Consider the following 20,378-nt stretch of genomic DNA (forward strand, 5'->3'; position numbering starts at 1 on the left):
AATATCTTTATTAAGCCTCAAAATAAACTTAAAATTCATCAAAAATAGAATTTGGATTCTGATCTGTATTTTTTTGAGAAATCAGCTCAAAACTTTTTGCCTCCAATGCCAGTAATCTACCCGTTCCCGGCCGTTCTCCAATATAGACACAACCGTTGTCGAGGGGTATTCTTTGTGCTTTCTTTTCTACCGCTTCAAAAATCTTTACAAAAGGATGGGCAATATGTCCGTGAATCACTCTCTTACCCTCCAAATAGCGATCATCCAATTCCCATTCCCTAATGTTTGTCATGTCAACATATTCTTCAAATGGCGAATCTGATTGAAAATTAAATCCGGCATGCACAAGGTAATTATCAGATAAAAGAATGTAATAATAGGAGCGCCTTAAAAAATCAATGTATTCTTCATTTTTAACTTGTGCAGGTTTAAGATTTTGTTGATTCATGATCTTTATATCATCGGCTTGTATTTTTCCTTGCAATAAATCCAGCCAAATCAAATCGTGATTTCCCATTACTTTGAAAATGATAAAGCCCTGTTTTTCCAAATCAATAAGGTAATCCAAAGTTTCAGAGCTCCGCGGGCCTTTATTTACAAGGTCTCCCAAAAGAAAAAGGCGATCCTTTTTTGAGAGTTCGATTTTTTTTAATAGTCTTCTGAGTGTATTAAAACAAGCATGGATATCTGTAATTATCCAATCTTTCCCATGTACGTTGTATTCCAGTGCAATTGATTTTGGAAATTGCTTTGACATATTAGAAAATGAGCAGAAAAGCTATTATGATAAAAAGTATTAGCCAGAACAAATAATTCCTGAGTTTGCCTCCCTGAAATTGCCTGGTTATTTCACCTATAAATGTTGCAGTGCCTGCCATAGCTTTTACCAGACCATCCACAACATTGGTATCAAAAAGACGGAAAATCATTGCCATCATTACAAAAGAATAAGTCAGAAAGCCTATTGTTTTATCTATGATGCTATTTTCAACAAATAAAACGATGCTTGTTCCCGAGTTTTTCAAGCCACTAAAAGAAGAAGTGATAAACTTGTCGATATAAAAGCCATTTTGAATCGCCTCATCTACAGGTTTTGTAAAATCAAAATCCTTATTACTTTGAATTATAAATACATAGGATAACAATAATCCTCCCAATGTTAAAAATACCGATAGAACCAGCAAGAGACTTGAGCCTTTAATATCTAATGCATTTGGATGCAGCCCCTTGTAAAACCATGAATTGGAATAATCAATAGGATTTATAGAGTAAACGATTGATAATGAGAGTATGACAAGTATGATTATAGGGATATAGGCGCTAAAGTTCAACCGAAAGTCTGAATTCAAAGTAATTTTTAGAAATTCTTTCTCAGTCGGTTTTAAGAGATGAAACACCATTCTTCCTGTGTAAAGCGCTGTAATCAAAGTGGCAATAAGTGCGAAGCTGAAAATTAAATTATTCCCTTCCAATCCTGCAATGATTGCCTCTTTAGAAAGAAAACCGGAGAATAATGGCAATGCGGACAAAGCCATTGCGCCCATTATCACCAATAAGCTTAACACAGGAGATTTATTCCAGAAGTTATTCATAAAACGAATATCACCGGGTGATTCATTGGAATCCTGAGACCTTAAGTATTTTGTTTGCTGATTTATTATTAATCCGGCGGAAAGGAAAAGGGAAGATTTGAAAAAAGCATGGGTCACAAGGTGAAAAAATGCAGCCTGTATATTACCACTGGCAATCCCCAAAAACATAAATCCAAGTTGAGAGACAGTAGAAAAGGCCAATATTTTTTTTATATCATTTTGTTTAAATGCAGTAATGCCTGCCCAAATGACAGTTAGAATTGCGATATACATGCAGATTTCTAAAACATGCGTATCTAAAAACGGAAAACAACGGATCAGTAAGAAAATACCAGCTGTAACCATTGTCGCAGAATGAATTAATGCCGAGGCCGGCGTGGGACCCTCCATGGCATCGGCCAGCCAATTTGAAAAAGGCAGTTGAGCTGATTTGGCGAATGCCGCAATTAAAATTCCTATGCTGAAAAGGATATGTAAACTATTAACCGCATCGGTGGAATTCTGTATGATAAAAGGAATATTGAAACTCTCAAAGTGAAAATAGAAAATGCCCAGCGCCAATAAGAATCCCAAATCACCCAATTTATTATACATAAAAGCTTTTCTGGCTGCTTCTGCTGCCTGTGTTTTGCTATACCAAAATCCAATCATTAGATACGAAGCCAGGCCTACCCATTCCCAGAAAAAGAAAATTCCAAGGAGATTAGATGACAGTACGATGCCGTACATGGCAAAAGTGAAAAATCCGATAAGTACTAAAAACCAGGATTTTCTATTATCATTTTTGAGATAGCCCGAGGAATAGAGTCGAACCATTAAAGAGACAGTGGAAACCACCAACAAAAACACCAAACTGTAATTGTTAATCCAAATTCCGAATTCAAGTATGTTTTTATTGGCAATGCTCAAAAGTTGCCAATTGATAAGGCTTTCACTCCCCCAATTTTGGATAAGAATTACTACCGAAAGGCCCAATTCTAATATTCCTGAAATTGAAACTAAAATTGTTGAAAGCCTTCCTTTATCGACCAAATAGAGGAGAAAAGGAATGAGTGGTGATAATAAAAGTACGAGTATGAGACTTGTATCCATTATTTAGCTTTCTCCTAAATCCTGAAAAACATCCGGATCGTTTTCTCTAAAATGAAAATACAACTTATAAATCAAGGCCAGGGCGATGGCCAGCTCGCAAGCTGCAACAACCATAACAAACATTGAAAACATTTGTCCTTGTATGGCCAAATCAGTTTTAGCTGAAACACCTATTAAATTGACATTTGCCCCGTTAAAAATTAATTCCAAACCCATCAGTATAAGAATTACATTTTTTCTTGTGAGAACAATGAACAAGCCAATGGAAAATAGCAGACATCCGATCATTAAATATTCAAAGGCGCTCATTTATTCGAGATTATTTTCGACAAGATAATTATAATCAAGCAGCATTTGTTCTAAATTTTCAAAGGTATAATAGCCCGAATTAAGACGATCTCTTACACGTTTTTTATCCCCGAGTGCGCGAATTGAAATTTCGTAGAAATTTTTGTCATTGATCAAGACCGCCGGAAGTTTTGGATTAAAATGTAAAAACAATTGAGATTCTGGAACTTTGTTGAGGAATCCTTTTGCATCCGAATTTATATCCGGGTCCATTAATTTTATTCTTTTTACGTTTCTTTCAAATAAAGAAGCGGGGCCATCAATTTTTACTTTTAGAAAGACTTTGGATGTTTGAGCCAGAGCTATCAAGGCCTCTGTATCCTCAGGTGTTTTGAGATTTATTGAGACTCTTTTGTACACTGTATCATTTAAATGATACTCTGTCACCGTTTTTGTACTTAATCGGCGTACCTTATATTGATTATTCACAATTGAGGCAATTGTAATTCTCGATTCACCAATTTCCTCTATGAATCCCCTAATCGTATCTCCAAAATCATTGACAGCATAGTTTTCGGATCCTTCAAGACCGGATTGACCAAAAACCGGAACAGCAGATATAAAAAGGAAAAACAAGGAAAAGAATTTTTGCATCATTTAGTATTTCTACCTCCAATAATAACGGCGCCTATAAGTGTAATGAGTAAAAATAATGCCATAAATTCAAGAGCCACAAGATGATTGGTCATTAATGATATGCCAATCTGTTCTGAATTAGATAAATTCGATGTCGTTTCAGTTATCAGCGGCTCCTCTATATTTCTTAATTTTGATATACCCTGATAAAAGAAATAGGCCAACACGGATATTAATATCAGGGCCGGAATTTCCGCGATAAAACTATAATCCTGAACTTTTTTTTTCTGAGTAACGATGATTCCAAACAGTATCAAAATTAATATGCCTCCCACATAGATTATCAACTGCGCCACACCGAGAAATTCTGCCCCCGCCAGAATAAAAATAGCCGCTACCACCAAAAGGATTACCAATAAAAAGAGGGCACTATGCAATAATTGCTTGCTTAAAATTAAGCCCAAAGCTGCCAGACTTATTAATGATATAATTATATAAAATGTCATTCAGTACTATCCTTGTCCGAATCTTTTCGCGGTGGTTTTTTAATTAGTGGTTTGATAAATTTTGGACGGAACACAGGTTTTTGAACTACTTTGGCTGAGCCTGAATCCTCGCTTTCTTTTTCTTCTGATTTTTTTGTGGCTACTTTTTGAGCCTCTGCCAATTCTGCAATTTTTTTCTTTTCGATTATTTCTTCCTCGCTCATATTTCCAAAACCAAAATTGTGTTTACTGATATCAAAAACGGAAAAGTCATAATCCTCCGTCATAGTTAGGCATTCGGTTGGGCAGACGGTCGTGCAAAGTCCGCAAAAACAACATTTTGCCATATCAATATCAAATTTGGCAGCATAGAGGCGTTTGGGTGTATCATCCGAGGTTGTGCCAATGACTTCCGGTGACTTGATCGCTTCAATATCGATACAATTGACAGGGCATATTTTTGCACATTTATCACATACAATGCAATCGTCAATTTCATTGTGCAATTTGTACCTGCCAACTTCCGGGACTTCTAGTTTTTCATTGGGATAATCCAAAGTTACACGGCCGGTATCCTGAAGAAAATAGTCTTTCTGATCGACATAGGATTCATTTCTGCGTTTTCTGGCCTGAAATAAATGCCTACCAGTAAGTCTTATTCCAACGATAAGTGTTTTTATGGTATTGACAATATTTTTAAAATAATCTATCAAATAGCAATTTTCCAGAGTCCTACGATAAAAACAATGACCAAAGCTGCGGGTGTCAGGTATTTCCAACTTAGGCTCATCATCTGATCAATTCTCAAACGTGGATAGGTCCAGCGAATGATCATTTGAAGTAAAATCAGGAGCATCGTCTTTGAAAACAACCAAAATATACCCAATAAATTGCCCCCGAGACTTCCGGCTTTTCCATTGCTCCATTCAGCTAATTTTAAAGAACCAATATTTGGTAAAGGAGAATGCCATGCACCTAAAAATAATATCACCGCGAGAATACTGACCAATAGCATCATGCCGTATTCGGATAAAAATAGCAATGCAAATCTGAATCCTCCGTATTCCGTATGAAAGCCGCCAATCAGTTCAGATTCTCCTTCGGGAAGATCAAAGGGTGCCCTGTTGCATTCTGCCAATGATGCTATAAAAAAGATTACAAAGGCGAATAGTAGAACGGGCATCCGAAAAATATTCCAGGCCAAAAATCCACCGACGGCATTAATGTTCACATCAATTGCTGAAATCCCAAATAAAGGATTTGAATATTCCGTATTATTCCCCTGCTGTAAAGCTATTTCGGCTAGATCGAATGTTCCGCTTATCATTATTACAGTCAAAATCGAAATTCCCAATGGGATTTCGTAGGATATAATTTGTGCAACCGTCCTCATTGCACCAAGCATACTGTATTTGTTATTTGAGCCCCAACCAGCCATTATTAAACCTATGATATCCAGTGAAACGATACCCATGAGAAACAGTACTCCGGTGGAGATGGGTGCTGCCAAAAGTGTAGGGCTTAATGGCAATGTGGCATAACCTGTCAAAATAGCAGCAAATACGAAAAGTGGCGCAATTAGAAATAAAACTCTGTCGGAGGAAGTCGGAACGATATTTTCTTTTTGAAGAAGTTTCAGGATATCAGCCAGGGTTTGTAAAAGTCCATAAGGACCGGTTTTATTTGGTCCCATTCTATCCTGAATAAAAGCTGATATTTTTCGCTCCAGATAAACAGCTGCCAGTGCAAAAAGCGGTATTAGCAAAAGAATTATGATTAAGGCAATCATCGGGCAAAGGTAAAGAGACTGTAATTAAAATTTTTTCTCAGCTATCGGATAAATTTAATTTCATTTATGACAAAATGTTTTTCATTACCATTTTTTTCAATCACCAGACGTCCTGCTTCATCTGCTTCGCGAATTATTCCTTCCCATTGACTTACACTTTGAAAGATATGTTTTTCATTTTTCCAATAAAGTGCATTGTTGTATTCTTTTCTGATTTCCTCTAAATCATTGTTTATCAATCTATTATATTCTTTATTTATGTTTTTGAAAAGGATTTCCCTAAGCTCTGCAAGATTGTAGTGAATTCTTGTAATCTGAAATAAAGATGTGGCATTTTCAGTTTTAAAAAAGTGTTGGTTCACATTTAAACCAATGCCAATTACAGCTTCGTCAATTTTTTTGGGGGAAAGAAAATTTTCAATCAAAATGCCCGAAATCTTTCTGTCAGAGAAATAAACATCATTAGGCCACTTCACTTTGAAGTTTTTTAAATGCGTGACTTCAATCAGCGTTTTTAAAATAGCCAGGGAGAACACAAGGTTCAAAAAAAACTGATTGGTAATTGGAAGATTTTCGGGTATTAATATTATTGACATGAGCAGGTTCGATCCGGGTTCGGATTCCCAATATTTTCCCGACCTGCCTCGGCCTCCCGACTGATAATCGGTCTGGATTACCTGACCATTTTTCACCTTATCACTTTTTATAAGCGATTTGGCATAATCATTGGTGGATATGCATTCATCAAGAAAAATTGTTTCTATACCTATATGGCTCTTTGGAGTCAAACTAATGCAATTTTAATTGTTACTTTAGTATAAAATTATAAACATTGACAAAAAAGAAATCTACCAACGATAATGCCAATGAAATTGTAAACGCAATTATCGCAGGTATGCAGGAGAAAAAGGCCAAAAAGATTGTTTTAATCGACCTCAGAAAAATTTCAAATCCACTTGCCGATTATTTTGTTATCTGTTCCGGTACTTCGGACAAACAGGTTGATGCAATTTCGGAATCCATTGAAAAATTTACTTTTTTAAACGAAAAAGAAGAGCCCTGGAGAACGGAAGGAAAGAACAATTTTGAGTGGGTAATATTAGACTATATAAATGTTGTTGCCCATGTGTTCACTGATAAAATGAGAGAATTTTATGCTCTTGAAGAACTATGGGGCGATGGCAAAATCACAGTTTTCGAAGATGAGGCTGAACTAAAAGAATTAAATAATTAATCATCCATAAGGAATGGCAGATCAAAAAAAACCAAATAATAAAAAATTAATGCCGGGAGGAAATGGCAAGCAGCCCAATATACAGATTTATGTAATTGGTGCTCTTTTGCTCATGGTAATCCTCGTAACCTATTTAAGCAAAGCGGGTTCGACCATTACGATAACTGAAAAACGTTTTCACGAAATGCTCGTTTCCAATGACGTCAAAGAAGTAGTGCTTATAAAAAATCAGGATTTAGTCGAGGTCACCTTAAAACCGGAATCCGTAAGCAATGAGAAATACAGGAAAGAGCTTGAAAACCGCGGAGTATTAAGCAATACCTCGGGACCGCATTATCAATTTCAAATTACTTCTGTCGAAATTTTTCATGATGATTTCAATGAAATCATGGATAAACTACCCGAAGAAGATCGAATTGGATATAAGACCGATACGCGTTCAGATTTCACCTCTTTGGTGTTTAACTGGGGCTTTTTGTTTTTAATCCTCTTTGTGTTCTGGATTTTAATGCGGAGAATGACGGGCGCAGGTGGCCCGGGAGGACAAATCTTTAATATCGGAAAATCTAAAGCAGCCCTTTTTGATGCTGAGAACAAAGTAAAGATCACATTTAAAGATGTGGCCGGAGTTGAGGAAGCAAAAGAGGAAGTCAAGGAAATCGTGGAGTTTTTAAAAGACCCGGGCAAATTCACCAAATTGGGTGGTAAAATACCAAAAGGCGCATTGCTTGTGGGTGCTCCCGGAACAGGTAAAACCCTTCTTGCAAAAGCTGTTGCAGGAGAAGCCGGTGTTCCTTTCTTTTCATTGTCGGGTTCTGACTTCGTGGAAATGTTTGTAGGTGTTGGTGCAGCCAGAGTAAGAGATCTCTTTAAACAGGCCAAAGAAAAAGCTCCAGCTATCATTTTTATAGATGAGATCGATGCAATTGGCAGAAGCCGGGGAAGAGGACAAATGCCTGGTTCCAATGATGAAAGAGAAAACACTTTGAATTCCCTTTTAGTTGAGATGGATGGTTTTGCTACTGACTCAGGTGTAATTATTCTTGCAGCCACCAACCGTCCGGATGTCCTGGATTCGGCTTTATTGCGACCGGGAAGGTTTGACCGTCAGATAAGCATTGACAAACCCGATATCGCCGGAAGAGAAGCCATATTTAAAGTTCATACAAAACCTTTAAAACTGCATTCGGAAATTGATCCAAAGAAACTGGCGGCGCAAACTCCCGGTTTTGCAGGGGCAGAAATTGCCAATGTCTGTAATGAAGCAGCTCTGATTGCCGCAAGAAAATCAAGAACTGAAGTGCATATGGACGATTTCCACGATGCCATTGACAGGGTAATTGGTGGATTGGAAAAAAAGACCAAAATCATTTCTCCAGATGAAAAAAGAATTGTCGCTTTTCACGAAGCAGGTCATGCCGTTGCAGGATGGTATCTCGAGCATGCCGATCCTTTAGTTAAGGTAAGTATCGTACCGCGTGGTATTGCAGCACTTGGTTATGCCCAATATCTGCCCAAAGAGCAGTTTTTACATACTACCGAACAATTGTTTGATGAGATGTGTATGGCTCTGGGTGGAAGAGCTGCTGAGGAGTTGACTTTTGGTAAAATCTCCACGGGCGCACTCAGCGATCTGGAAAGAATAACCAAAATGGCATACGGAATGGTTACCATTTACGGTATGAACGATAAAATCGGTAATATTTCATTTTATGATTCCAAGCAGAGCGAATACAATTTTTCAAAACCCTATTCAGAATCAACTGCTGAAACAATTGATGAAGAAGTGCGAAAAATTGTCACCAAGGCCTATGAAAGAACCAAGCAATTATTGACAGAGAAAAAAGAGGAACTCGGTAAGCTTGCCGAAGAACTTCTTGAAAAAGAAATAATATTTCAGTCTGATCTTGAAAAACTCATAGGAAAAAGGCCATTTGCTCAGCCAACCACTTACGAGGAGTTTATTAATAAACAGGATAAAAAAGTAGAAGAAAAAAAGCATGTCTCTCCTGAAGAATCCGGAGAAAACAAGGAAGCCAAGGAGCCAAACAGTCCAATTTCCGAAACTTCATCCTCAGCCAACGGCGCTGTAAAACGAGAAAAAAAGGAAGATGAAGATTCCGAACTTTCAGAAAATTCTGGTTCAGAGGACCATAATACTGATAGAAACAAGGAATAATGAACTCTAATTTTCCACTGCTCCTGGAGCTTGAAAATCTTGACGGAGGTAAAAAAATATTTTTTGCCTCCGATTTTCATTTAGGGACACCTAATGAAAAATCGAGCCTGGAAAGGGAAAAACTCATTGTAAAATGGCTCGAAGATATCAAATCTCAAGCTTCACACATTTTTTTACTCGGTGATATATTTGATTTCTGGTTTGAATACAAACACTGCATTCCCAAGGGTTTTCATCTATTCAAAGCAAAAATAACCGAGCTTCGGGAAGCCGGTATTCCCATTTATTTCTTTACCGGAAATCACGACATGTGGATGTTTGATTATTTCCCAAAAGAATACGGCATCCCTGTGTTAAGAAAAAATCAAATCCTAAAAGTCGCCGATAAAAAATTGCTCATTGGCCACGGCGACGGACTCGGACCAGGTGATCGTTTCTATAAATTTTTAAAAGCTTTTTTCGCCAATAAAATCTGTCAGTTTCTGTTTGAATGGATCCACCCAAATCTTGGAATGGCTCTGGGAAAATTTTGGAGTGGAAGGAGCAGATTAGCAAATTCAAAAAACGATGAATCTTTTCATGAAGAAGATGAACGCCTTTTGCACTATTGTATAAACACCTTGAAAAAAAATCAATTTGACTATTTCGTTTTTGGTCATCGGCATCTTCCTCTTGATTTGAAAATTTCAGATGAATCTCGATATATAAATCTCGGTGAATGGGTGAATCATTTCACATTTGCCACTTTTGATGGAATTGAAATGGAGCTCAAATCCTATGCTGGGAAAAACGATTTAATCATTCGAAAGGACTTCAGTCAGAGGTAAATTAATCCCTAGAATTAATTACTTAGCCAACCGTCCACTAAGTTTATAATTCTCGAACCGTATTCTGCATTTTTTTCCGAATGAGTTACCTGAATAATGGTAACTCCATCTTCCCGATTAAGTGTTTTGAACAAATTCATAATTTCCTCACCCTGTGTTGAATTAAGATTTCCTGTGGGTTCATCGGCAAGAATCAATTTGGGTTTCCCAACGATCGCACGCGCTACTCCTACAAGTTGTTGTTGTCCTCCTGAGAGCTGATCGGGAAACAAGTCTTTTTTGGCCACAATATTAAAGCGGTCGAGAACATCGGCTACCCTGCTTTTTCTTTCTCTAGAAGGCACATTCTGATAGATCAAGGGCGTTTCAATGTTCTCGTATACAGTGAGTTCATCGATGAGATGATAGCTTTGAAATACAAATCCGATAAAATTTTTATGAAGCTCTGACTTCTTTCTATCCTTCAATTGGTGAACTGCCTCCTCGAGAAAATAATAAGAACCCGCTGAAGGAACATCTAACATTCCAAGAATGTGAAGTAAAGTAGATTTCCCCGCTCCAGATGGTCCCATAATCGATACAAAATCACCTTCATTAAATTGCAGATTTATATTTCTGAGAACATATGTTTTGTTAAAAGCATTGGAATAATATTTCTCGATTCCCTCTAGTCGAATCATATCAAATGTTTTATTCAAATTTATTTTAAATCGAAGAATTAATCGGCTTTACTTGATAAACGGCTCTTATCCATGGTTTAAAATAAATTTCACAGAGAATTATTATTTCTCATTTTTGAATTGAATACAATTTAATTCTCTTAAATAGGCCATCTTCATCAAAGTCCAATTCTTTCAACCATCATAAATTTGAAAATCTATCTTTAAAAACGTCATTTGCGCAAAGCATTAATTATTTGAAAATTTTAAAATCATCCATTTGGTCGGTTGCTTCGGTAGGAATACGCTCTGTCATAATCTTTATCGTCAATAAACTATTTGCCGCCAATTACGGACCACAAGGGATTACGCTTTTAGCCCATTTTCAAAATCTACTGAGCATATTTCTTACCGTTCCTAATGACGGTGTCAATAAAGGGGTCATTAAATATGCCGCTGATTCTACTCTGGATGAAAAAAATTATTATCCAATTCTGAATGCAGGCCTGGTACTCAATTTGTCCATTTTTCTAATATGTGTAATTGGTATTTTTCTCTTAAAAGGAAATTTTGAAAATCCATTTACAGGCACAAATACGCTTTGGCTAATACTGGTATTTTTTCTGGCATTATTGCAATTGATAAACCTGCTCGGTCTGAGTATTTTACTGGCCAAAGAAAAACTTCAGCCATTTGTAATTCTGCAGGTTGTTGGAAATGTAATTTCGCTGCTAATGGTCTGGGTTTTAATTGAAATGGCCAGCTTTCAGGAAGCGCTTTTGGGCTGGGCTTCAGGACCCGCAATTAGTTTGGTATTTACTTTTATTTATCTGCTTAGAAAAGAAAAGCTTTCGATCTTCAAGTTGTTTATTCTTCCCTCCCTCGCTTATCTCAGGAAATTAAGCGATTTTATTCTGATGGCACTGAGTATTGTCATTTTTAGTAAATCGGTCGATTTTATCATCCGTCAATACGCCATTTCCAATTTTAATACCATTGATACGGGCCATTGGCAATCTGTAGTAAGAATTTCGGATTTATATTTGATGGCATTCGTAGCTGTTTTGAGCATGGTGTACTATCCTAGAGTTAGTTCTATCATCAACAAAGAAGATGAGTTGAAGGCCTTTGTTAAAGCTTTCTTTTGGAAGGCCAGTGCGCTTTCCATTCCCTTTCTAATTATTGTTTATTTATTCAGGAGTGAATTTTTAATTCTTTTTTTTAATAAAGGATTTACCGATGCCGCCTGGTTATTTCCCTATCAATTGTTGGGTGACTTTTTCAAGATGGCTAGTTGGATTTTGGCTTTTTTAATTCTAGCGCAATCGAGAACCAGACTTTTTGTAAGCTCGCAATTTGTTTTTGCGATAATTCTATTGTCTGTAACCTATTACTTGATCGGCATATTCGGAATTGAGGGATTCCCTATGGCTTATGCTTTTAAACAAGCATTGTACTTAATTTTTGTAATTTACGTTTACAGAAAAATGATTTCCTGATTGAATAAAAGAATTACCAAGGAAACATTCATTTACATACTTGGTACAATGGCTATACTATTAATAGGCTTTGTACTTAAGTATCTACAAACCAATGGTCTTAGCACTGAGGATTTTGGAAATTATACATTTATAACTTCATTCATTGGATTTACAGTCCTATTTTTTCAAATGGGATTTATTCCCAGCTTGAAGTTGATTATTAGCAATGAAAGTCCAGAAGCCCAGAAAAAAACTCTCGGTATAGGATTTATTATAACGATGGTTCTTGGAATCATTTTTAGTCAATTCATATTATTATCCTCTTTTTTTGTAGATGATATTTTTAACACAAAAGTTTCAGAAATATTTCTGCTTTGTTCGCCTTTGTTTTTTTCATTTTTATTTGTCCACTTTTTTAATGCTGTGGGAATTGGAAAAGGGAAACCGAGTATTGGAATATACTTTGAATTAGCTTCAAGAGGTGTATTTGCATTAATCCTATACTACTTTTTCATAATTGGAGAAATGAGCGTATTTAAAGTAATTATCCTCAGCACTCTTTCTAATATTTTCTCTATTCTTTTGTTCTTTCTAATTCTTAAACCAAGTTTTCAAGATTTGAAAACATCATGGGAAAAAGTAAAGGACATGCAAAGAAAATTTGGCAAAGACTACTATTTAGGGTCTATTACCAATCAAAGTACATTTAAAATTGATGACCTTTTAATTTCCGCTTTCGTTTCACCCATTCAATTGGGTTTTTACGCACTTGCGCGATTATTATGCTCGCCGATAGGATTGGCATCCAGTGCATTGAATAATGCTTTGTTCAGGGATTACAGCAAGTACGATAGAATTCCGGGCAAAATATTTATTATAAATGCAGGTTTCGGGCTTTCAGGATTGATAATTATAAATGTCATTTCTGATTTCATTGTAAATGAAATATTTGGAAATGAATACGCTGAGGTAAATAATTACATATTCCTTTTTTCATTAGCTTTTTTATTTATGGCTCTTTATCAGCCTTTCAATTTTTTAACTGCCAAGGGTAAAGGCAAAGTCGTTAGAAATACTGCGCTTATAGAATCCGGGGTAAATCTTTCAGGTAATTTTGTCCTTATTCCAATTATTGGTTTATACGGAGCTTTAATTACAACATTATGCGCCCGAATGGTTCATTTCGGAATGAAATGGTATTATTATCGTCTTTATATAAAAGAAATCAGTAAAAGTAATGTCTAAAAAAGTATGCATGCTTTCAACCGGTCATTCTGTAAAAGATGACAGGATCTTTTTTAAAGAGGCTCTTTCATTGCAAAGCGCCGGTTATGAAGTAAATATGTTATTTCTTGTAAATTCTGATGGATTTGCAAGAGATATGAGTGGCAAAATTTTAAATCCCGATGGTCACCATGATTTTTATATAAACGATATACGGGTGATTCTGGTAAAACGAAAATCTAATATTTTAGACAAATATTTGAACAAAATATTTCTTTCTTCTTTTCAAAAAGAAATTATAAAAACCGGTATAGATTTAAATGCAGACATATATCATTGTCATGAACCAGAATCATTGTATTTGGGCTACAAAATTTGCAAAAGACTATCTAAAGGTAAGCTGGTTTTAGATGCACATGAATCCTGGGTCAAATTGGGTTTTAAGTCCAGATATGTAAAAAATAAAATCATTCCAAAACTTAAATACCTTATATCAGCTAATCAACTGACACGTGGGTATTTACTCAATTTGAACTACGGAATAAAATCTGAAGTCATATATAATGCAGCCATTTTTCAAAAAGATGTAGAAACTAAAAGTGATAATTCCTCTACTTTCAGAATTGTTCATGAAGGAACGCTTAAATTTAATCGAGGATTAAAAATGATGCTCAAGGGCATCAAAATATTAAAATCAAAAGGTATTGATTTTGAATGGGACTTTTTAGGATATATTCCTTCCAAGGAATTGGCCTTTATTAAACAATATCAAAAAACACATAAACTTGATCAATACATCAATTTAAAAGGCAATTTAAATTATGAGGACTTACCCTCAGCTCTTGAACGGTACAATTTGGGAATAATCGCCTCCATTTATGAAAGCAATAACTACCTCGCAGGTCCTCCGAATAAATTATTTAACTACATAGCAGCAGGAATTCCTGTCTTAGCGCTGGATATACCTGAAACTTCCAGGATTATTCAAAAATATCAGGTTGGAAAAGTTCTTAAATCAGCCTCTGTTGAAAATTTTGTGAACGAAATACTAAAATTAGACAGGGATCGGAATTTATACACCGAAAATATTCGGACCAATCAACATGAATTTATTTGGAAGGCAGAAGAAAAAAAGCTTTTAAAATTCTATGGCGATTATTTAATTTCATGAAGTTGAAACAAAATTAATGATCCTTACAATTATTGTTACCTGTTATAATCACGAAAATTATCTTGAAGAAGCAATTAATTCAGCGATTCATCAAAAAATACAAGAGAAGCAAATAATTGTCATTGATAATGGAAGTGAGGATTCAAGCAGGGAACTACTTATTAAAATAAAAGAGACACATCCCTTCATTGAATTAATTTTACCGGATAAAAAGCTTAACTATTGTCAGGCTTTTAATTTGGCCTTTAAAAAAGCCAAAGGCCAGTTTATTATTGATCTTTCAGGTGATGATGTTCTTACACCGGAATTTGCATTAAAAGTTCTGGCAGAATCCAATTCACTTTCGGCAGAATACGGTGTTTTCTATAGTAATGTGGAATACATTGACAAAGAGGGCAAACATTTGAAATACCATTTTGGCAAGAAGGGCGATTCAAAATATCAGTTTCAAGCGCCTAGTGGTTTTATTTATAAAAATCTGCTTGAAAAACATATTATTTCTTCACCGGGAATGATATTTAAAAAAGAGGTTTTAAACGAATTGGGCGGCTACGATGAGTCATTGTATTATGAAGACTTTGATTTTTGGATACGAAGCAGTAGAAATTGGAAATACAAATACCTGGATAGTATTGGCGTAAAAGTTCGCCGACATGGAGGAAGTCTCGGAAGCAATTTCTATAAAAAAAATCAAAAGGAAATGATGTGGTCCACTTTTAAAGTTTGTCTTAAAGCAAAGGAGCTCAACCGCACAGATGAAGAAAATATGGCACTTCACAAACGATGCTCCTATCATATGAGGCATGCTGTGCTTACCGAACATTTTCGTTTGGGCAAAAAGTATTATGCATTGATCAAATCCATCGGGAAGCCATTTTTAATAGACAGAATTTTTCTCGGGCTTGCCTTATTGCAGTGGCCGGTTTACCCTTTTTACAAAATGTACATCAGCGATCATCGATGAGTTTCCTCATCCAGAATGATACTTAAATAACTTTTATATCTGTCCGGATCAATTCGCGCATTTTCAAGCGCATCAATAACCGCACAACCGGGTTCATGCACATGCGTGCAGGTATTAAAACGGCATTCAAGAGCAAAATCTTTGAGATCGGGGAAAAACATTGAAATTTCATAGGCTTCCAGATCCTCGATGCCAAATTCTTTTATTCCGGGCGTGTCTATAATTTTAGTTTGTTCTCCGAGGTCATACATGGTAGCAAAAGTAGTCGTATGCTTTCCTTTATTGCTAAATTTTGAAATCTCCGCGGTTCGCAAATCAAGGTCGGGCTTGAGATAATTTAACAAACTTGACTTACCCGAGCCGGAATGCCCTGAAATTAATGATTTCTTTCCCTTAAAAACAGCATCAACCTGCGCCAAACCTTCCCCGCTTTTTAAGGAAAATGAATATACAGGATATCCAATGGCCCTGTAAATGAGTTCTATTTCTTCGAGCTTCATCAAATCCTTTTCGCGGAGCAAATCAATTTTATTAATCAATACTGTGGCATTAATTCCAAATGCTTCTGCCGCTAAGAGATAGCGATCCAGAAATCCCCTTGACGTCCTGGGTTCTTTGATTGTAAAAAGTAAAACAGCCAAATCGAGATTTGAAGCCACAATATGAGAATGTGCGGTTTTCCGCGGTGATTTGCGGATCATATAATTCTCTCTCGGAAGAATTTCGACAATATTAGCAGCATTGGGCCCTTCGTGATTTTTTTCAAGATCGATAATGACCCTATCCCCTACTGCAATTGGATTGGTAACTTTTTTATCAGCGAGTTTAAATTTCCCACGCAATCTGCATTGAAAATAATCGCCTCTTTCAGATTTGACCGTATACCAGGAGCCGGTTGATTTATATACTTCTGCTTTAATACCGGTGCTAACCATCGTTTAAAATGCTTTTAATTCCATCCAGCACCTTATTGGATGCTCCTAAATTTCCGGAGATGTATTGATAGGCATTTTTTCCGCACTTTTTACGGTAGTCTTCATTGCTCAAAATCTTTAATGTTTTTTCGAAACCTTCTTTATCGTGAATGGAAAAAGCCGCTCCCGCATCGATCATGGCCTGCGCCTCTGGAAATTTTTTGTAATTCGGGCCAAATATAATTGGAATGCCAAAAACGGCCGGTTCCAGGATATTGTGCAAACTGCCGTGAAAAGCACCGCCTACATAGGCCAGTTTTCCCATGGCATAAACCGAAGCGAGCATACCAATATTATCAATAATCAGCACTCTGTAATTTTTTAAATCCATACGCTCATTCGTTTCTGAAAACAATATGGATTTCAAGCGGATTCTTTTTCTTGTGACTTCAATCTCCTCTTTTCCGATATTATGTGGAGCAATGATGATCTTAAAATCATTAATATGATTGACAGTATCCAGAATTACATTCAAATCATCCTGCCAGGTTGAGCCCAGGACAAATATCCTTTCAGCTCTAGCAAATTTCGCAATGGTTGGATGCATTCTATTTTTTCTCATTCGGAATTTCACACGGTCAAAACGTGTATCGCCGCTAACCTCAGAATTCAATCCTATGCTTTTAAGAATTTTTTGAGAATCCGAGTTTTGGACATAAATTTTATCAAAAGTTTTAAGCGCCTTTCGCATGAGCGAACCGTAAAACCTGAAATATATCTGGTCTTTTCTGAACAAGGAAGAAAATAGAATGGTCTTAATGCCCCTCTTATTGGCCTCATTCAAATAGTGATACCAAATGTCATATTTAACAAAGAGAATAAGTTTGGGCTTGACGTTGTCCAGAAAATACCTGGCGTTTGAAGCCGTATCGAGTGGCAGGTAATAAACATACCAGATGTATTCCGGAATTTTTGCATTCTCGTATCCGGATGGGGAGAAAAAAGTTAGTACAATATTATAGTTCGGATAAAATTTATTGATCTTATCAAGGACAGGTAGGGATTGTTCAAATTCACCAAGGCTCGCGACATGAACCCAAATATTATTAGTTGAAAGTTCGATTTCAACATTGAGTTTTTTTCTCCAGTTTTTTCTTCCTTCCACAAAAGATCGCGCTTTAGGAGAACGCAATGCTACCAGATGTATCGCTAATCTATAAATGAAGATGAAAAAATCGTAAAGAATTCGCATTCTGAGTCAAAGAAATAAAAAGAGCAGCAATAAGACTGACTCAATAAAAAATAATTCAAAAAAATAGTGGAAATATATTCAATTTCTTCTGCTACAATTAAAATGAAACAATACAAATTCGATTTCAGAGCCTTAAAATTCATTCTTAAAAAATATTTTCTATTAATCTTTTTGACCCTATTCAAACTGTTTTAGTTTTGCAGCCTTTTTTAAGACAATCCCATAAATTTTTCATATGGATTTTAGTTTGGACTACCTACTGATATTTGTATTTGTAGTAGGTTATACGGGAATCGTATTGGAGCATGTAATCCATGTTGATAAAACTGCTTCGGCCCTTTTGACGGGCATACTTTGCTGGACCTTATACATAATTGGCTTTAGTAATAAAGAGCTGGTAAACAGTCAGTTGTTTGAGCATTTAAGCGATATTTCTTCCATACTCTTTTTTCTTATGGGAGCAATGGCAATTGTTGAATTAATAGATGCGCATGAGGGATTCAATGCCATCATGAACAGGATTAAAACAACCAATAAGCTAAAACTTTTATGGATACTCTCTTTTGTTAGCTTTTTTCTGTCGGCGACATTGGATAACCTGACCACCTCGATCATCATGATTTCTCTTTTGCGCAAAATAATCCGGCCTAAAAGAGAGCGTTGGTTTTTTGCCGGCATGATCATTATAGCGGCTAATGCGGGTGGCGCGTGGACACCCATTGGCGATGTAACAACAACCATGCTTTGGATCGGAGGACAAATCACAACAGTTAATATCATGTTAAAGCTGATTCTACCCAGTTTAGTGTGTATGATTGTGCCCTTACTAGTCATTTCAAACAAAATCAAAGGCAATTTCCCAGATTATAAAAGCAGACACAGCGGCGATCTTAGAACCACAAGATTCGAAAGGAGGTCGATTTTAACACTGGGAATCGCAGGTTTGGTATTTGTGCCGATTTTCAAAACTACAACCCATCTTCCTCCCTTTATGGGAATGCTTTTTAGTTTGGGAGTCATTTGGGTGGCAACTGAATTAATCCACAGAAGAAAAAATTTCGAAAGCAAAAAGCAGTATATGGTATCATCTGCTTTATCAAAAATAGATCTCTCAAGCGTATTGTTCTTCTTTGGTATTCTAGCGGCTATTTCATGTCTTGAGTCCACCGAAATACTTCATCATTTAAGTACATTTCTGGATCAGGAAATTGGCAATTTGAATGTAATTGTAATGAGCATAGGCGTTTTAAGTGCCATTGTGGATAATGTTCCACTGGTGGCAGCTTCCATGGGAATGTATTCGCTGGAAATGTTTCCGACTGATCATCGTTTCTGGGAATTTATGGCTTACTGTGCAGGTACAGGTGGAAGTATTCTAATTATCGGATCGGCTGCTGGGGTGACAATTATGGGTATGGAAAAAATTGATTTTTTCTGGTACATCCGCAAGGTTAGCCTTTTGGCCATTATTGGCTATTTCGCCGGTGCATTTACATTTTTAGGGATGGAGTATTTATTCTAGACGGGGGCTTTTTTATTGTCGCTTCCCATTCCATTGAGGGTGTCAACAATCACTTCCAAAAGTCCATTAAGCTCTTCAGATTTCTTTTTGGGTATCACCGAGTATTCGATGACTTCTTTCTTGGCTTTCGTATTTTTCTTAGACTTTGGCAAGGTTAATCTGTGAGAATTAATTCTCAACTATACAAAAGAACAAAATTTGAGTCGATTTTAAAACAAATTTGAATAATTCAAAGACAAAATAGCACTGAAATAAGCCTGAACACCTTATTTACCCTTAAAATCAGGTTTTCTTTTCTCAATAAAGGCCTGCATTCCTTCTTTTTGGTCTTCAGAGGCAAATGTTAAATAGAAATTTTTTCTTTCAAAATGTAAACCTTCATCCAAATGTGTCTCAAAGGCCCTGTTCACTGACTCTTTCGCCAACTTTACCGCTACCGGGCTCATATTCGCTATTTCAGTGGCCAGTTCAATGGCTTCTTCCATGTACATTTCAACAGGAACAACTTTATTAATAAGTCCGTAAGACATTGCCTCTTCTGCACTTAAAAACCGCCCTGTTAAAACCAATTCCATGGATTTGGCTTTTCCAATAGCACGTGTCAGCCTTTGAGTACCTCCCGCACCGGGCATCACTCCTATTTTTATTTCGGGTTGTCCAAATTTTGCAGTTTCCGAAGCGATAATCATATCGCAAAGCATTGATAGTTCACATCCGCCGCCAAGGGCAAATCCCGAAACAGCAGCTATAATTGGTTTTTTGGTCTTTCTTATTTGATCCCAGGTAGAAAACTGGTCCACATTCAACATATCTATGGCCGATTTACCTGACATTTGTTTGATATCTGCACCCGCAGCAAATGCCCTCTCATTTCCTGTTAAAATTATAACGCGAATGGCATCGTCTGAGTCAATTTCGATTAGATTTTGCTTGAGCTCCTGCATGAGCTCGAGATTTAAGGCATTTAGCTCTTTTGGCCGATTTAATTGAAGAACAGCAATATTGCCATTGAATACTTCTTTTTTAATGAAACCCATTTTTCAAATTTAACTAAGAATTTCTTCAATTT

Annotated in this window: 21 protein-coding genes; 8 read left to right on the forward strand and 13 right to left on the reverse strand. The window is 36.4% G+C overall.

Annotation, left to right across the window (positions count from 1 at the left end):
* Positions 1–28 precede the first annotated feature (28 nt).
* From HZR84_05055 to HZR84_05090, 8 genes are read right to left on the reverse strand one after another with little or no spacing between them, the layout of a single operon-like run.
* Positions 29–757 carry a metallophosphoesterase gene (locus tag HZR84_05055; GenBank protein ID QNL21331.1) on the reverse strand — a complete coding sequence of 243 codons (729 nt, stop codon included), beginning with the start codon at positions 755–757 and terminating at the stop codon, positions 29–31.
* A gap of 1 nt (position 758) precedes the next feature.
* Positions 759–2,684: a hypothetical protein gene (locus HZR84_05060; protein ID QNL21332.1), complete on the reverse strand. Its 1,926-nt coding sequence runs from the start codon at positions 2,682–2,684 to the stop codon at positions 759–761.
* Between the two features lie 3 nt (positions 2,685–2,687).
* Complete coding sequence (gene nuoK, locus HZR84_05065) at positions 2,688–2,993, reverse strand: NADH-quinone oxidoreductase subunit NuoK (GenBank protein QNL21333.1); 306 nt, start codon at positions 2,991–2,993, stop codon at positions 2,688–2,690.
* Entirely contained in the window at positions 2,994–3,629 is a 636-nt protein-coding gene (locus HZR84_05070; GenBank protein ID QNL21334.1) for a hypothetical protein, read from the reverse strand.
* Positions 3,626–4,114 (reverse strand): NADH-quinone oxidoreductase subunit J, encoded by a 489-nt coding sequence (locus HZR84_05075; GenBank protein ID QNL21335.1) that lies wholly within the window; start codon positions 4,112–4,114, stop codon positions 3,626–3,628. Before HZR84_05075 ends, HZR84_05070 begins: the two co-directional genes overlap by 4 nt.
* Complete coding sequence (locus HZR84_05080; GenBank protein QNL23194.1) at positions 4,111–4,785, reverse strand: 4Fe-4S binding protein; 675 nt, start codon at positions 4,783–4,785, stop codon at positions 4,111–4,113. The genes HZR84_05075 and HZR84_05080 overlap by 4 nt, the downstream gene beginning before the upstream one ends.
* Before the next feature lie 17 nt (positions 4,786–4,802).
* Positions 4,803–5,882, reverse strand: coding sequence for an NADH-quinone oxidoreductase subunit H (locus tag HZR84_05085; GenBank protein QNL21336.1), 1,080 nt, complete (start codon positions 5,880–5,882; stop codon positions 4,803–4,805).
* A 41-nt stretch (positions 5,883–5,923) separates the two neighbouring features.
* Positions 5,924–6,670: a biotin--[acetyl-CoA-carboxylase] ligase gene (locus HZR84_05090; GenBank protein QNL21337.1), complete on the reverse strand. Its 747-nt coding sequence runs from the start codon at positions 6,668–6,670 to the stop codon at positions 5,924–5,926.
* A gap of 44 nt (positions 6,671–6,714) precedes the next feature.
* Here HZR84_05090 and rsfS point away from each other — a divergent pair, with 44 nt between their 5' ends.
* The 3 genes from rsfS to HZR84_05105 are packed head-to-tail and all read left to right on the forward strand — an operon-like array spanning position 6,715 to position 10,122.
* Positions 6,715–7,116 carry a ribosome silencing factor gene (gene rsfS, locus HZR84_05095; GenBank protein ID QNL21338.1) on the forward strand — a complete coding sequence of 134 codons (402 nt, stop codon included), beginning with the start codon at positions 6,715–6,717 and terminating at the stop codon, positions 7,114–7,116.
* Between the two features lie 13 nt (positions 7,117–7,129).
* A complete protein-coding gene (gene hflB / locus HZR84_05100; protein QNL21339.1) occupies positions 7,130–9,295 on the forward strand; it encodes an ATP-dependent zinc metalloprotease FtsH in 2,166 nt (721 codons plus the stop codon).
* Positions 9,295–10,122, forward strand: a complete 828-nt coding sequence (locus HZR84_05105) for a UDP-2,3-diacylglucosamine diphosphatase (GenBank protein ID QNL21340.1) — start codon at positions 9,295–9,297, stop codon at positions 10,120–10,122. Before hflB ends, HZR84_05105 begins: the two co-directional genes overlap by 1 nt.
* Before the next feature lie 14 nt (positions 10,123–10,136).
* Here the strand turns inward: HZR84_05105 and HZR84_05110 are convergent, their stop codons facing one another.
* Positions 10,137–10,802, reverse strand: a complete 666-nt coding sequence (locus HZR84_05110) for an ABC transporter ATP-binding protein (protein QNL21341.1) — start codon at positions 10,800–10,802, stop codon at positions 10,137–10,139.
* 236 nt (positions 10,803–11,038) lie between these two features.
* On the opposite strand from HZR84_05110, the gene HZR84_05115 reads away from it, so the two are divergent.
* The 4 genes from HZR84_05115 to HZR84_05130 are packed head-to-tail and all read left to right on the forward strand — an operon-like array spanning position 11,039 to position 15,621.
* A complete protein-coding gene (locus tag HZR84_05115) occupies positions 11,039–12,280 on the forward strand; it encodes an oligosaccharide flippase family protein (protein QNL21342.1) in 1,242 nt (413 codons plus the stop codon).
* Positions 12,281–13,507 carry an oligosaccharide flippase family protein gene (locus tag HZR84_05120; protein ID QNL21343.1) on the forward strand — a complete coding sequence of 409 codons (1,227 nt, stop codon included), beginning with the start codon at positions 12,281–12,283 and terminating at the stop codon, positions 13,505–13,507.
* Entirely contained in the window at positions 13,500–14,657 is a 1,158-nt protein-coding gene (locus HZR84_05125) for a glycosyltransferase (GenBank protein ID QNL21344.1), read from the forward strand. Before HZR84_05120 ends, HZR84_05125 begins: the two co-directional genes overlap by 8 nt.
* A 16-nt stretch (positions 14,658–14,673) precedes the next feature.
* Entirely contained in the window at positions 14,674–15,621 is a 948-nt protein-coding gene (locus tag HZR84_05130) for a glycosyltransferase (GenBank protein QNL21345.1), read from the forward strand.
* Here HZR84_05130 and rsgA read toward each other — a convergent pair.
* Positions 15,612–16,556: a ribosome small subunit-dependent GTPase A gene (gene rsgA / locus HZR84_05135; GenBank protein ID QNL21346.1), complete on the reverse strand. Its 945-nt coding sequence runs from the start codon at positions 16,554–16,556 to the stop codon at positions 15,612–15,614. The two genes, HZR84_05130 and rsgA, sit on opposite strands and share 10 nt — an antisense overlap.
* Entirely contained in the window at positions 16,549–17,787 is a 1,239-nt protein-coding gene (locus HZR84_05140) for a 3-deoxy-D-manno-octulosonic acid transferase (GenBank protein ID QNL21347.1), read from the reverse strand. Before HZR84_05140 ends, rsgA begins: the two co-directional genes overlap by 8 nt.
* Before the next feature lie 247 nt (positions 17,788–18,034).
* Between HZR84_05140 and nhaD the strand changes: the two genes are divergently transcribed.
* Complete coding sequence (gene nhaD, locus HZR84_05145; GenBank protein ID QNL23195.1) at positions 18,035–19,309, forward strand: sodium:proton antiporter NhaD; 1,275 nt, start codon at positions 18,035–18,037, stop codon at positions 19,307–19,309.
* Here nhaD and HZR84_05150 read toward each other — a convergent pair.
* Both HZR84_05150 and HZR84_05155 read right to left on the reverse strand, forming a co-directional pair.
* Positions 19,306–19,461 carry a hypothetical protein gene (locus HZR84_05150; GenBank protein QNL21348.1) on the reverse strand — a complete coding sequence of 52 codons (156 nt, stop codon included), beginning with the start codon at positions 19,459–19,461 and terminating at the stop codon, positions 19,306–19,308. The genes nhaD and HZR84_05150 overlap by 4 nt on opposite strands.
* A gap of 114 nt (positions 19,462–19,575) precedes the next feature.
* On the reverse strand, positions 19,576–20,346 hold the full coding sequence (locus tag HZR84_05155; GenBank protein ID QNL21349.1) for an enoyl-CoA hydratase/isomerase family protein: 771 nt from the start codon (positions 20,344–20,346) through the stop codon (positions 19,576–19,578).
* Positions 20,347–20,378: the final 32 nt, after the last annotated feature.

The organism is Hyphobacterium sp. CCMP332, assembly GCA_014323545.1.
Classification (GTDB): Bacteria; Bacteroidota; Bacteroidia; order Cytophagales; family CCMP332; genus CCMP332.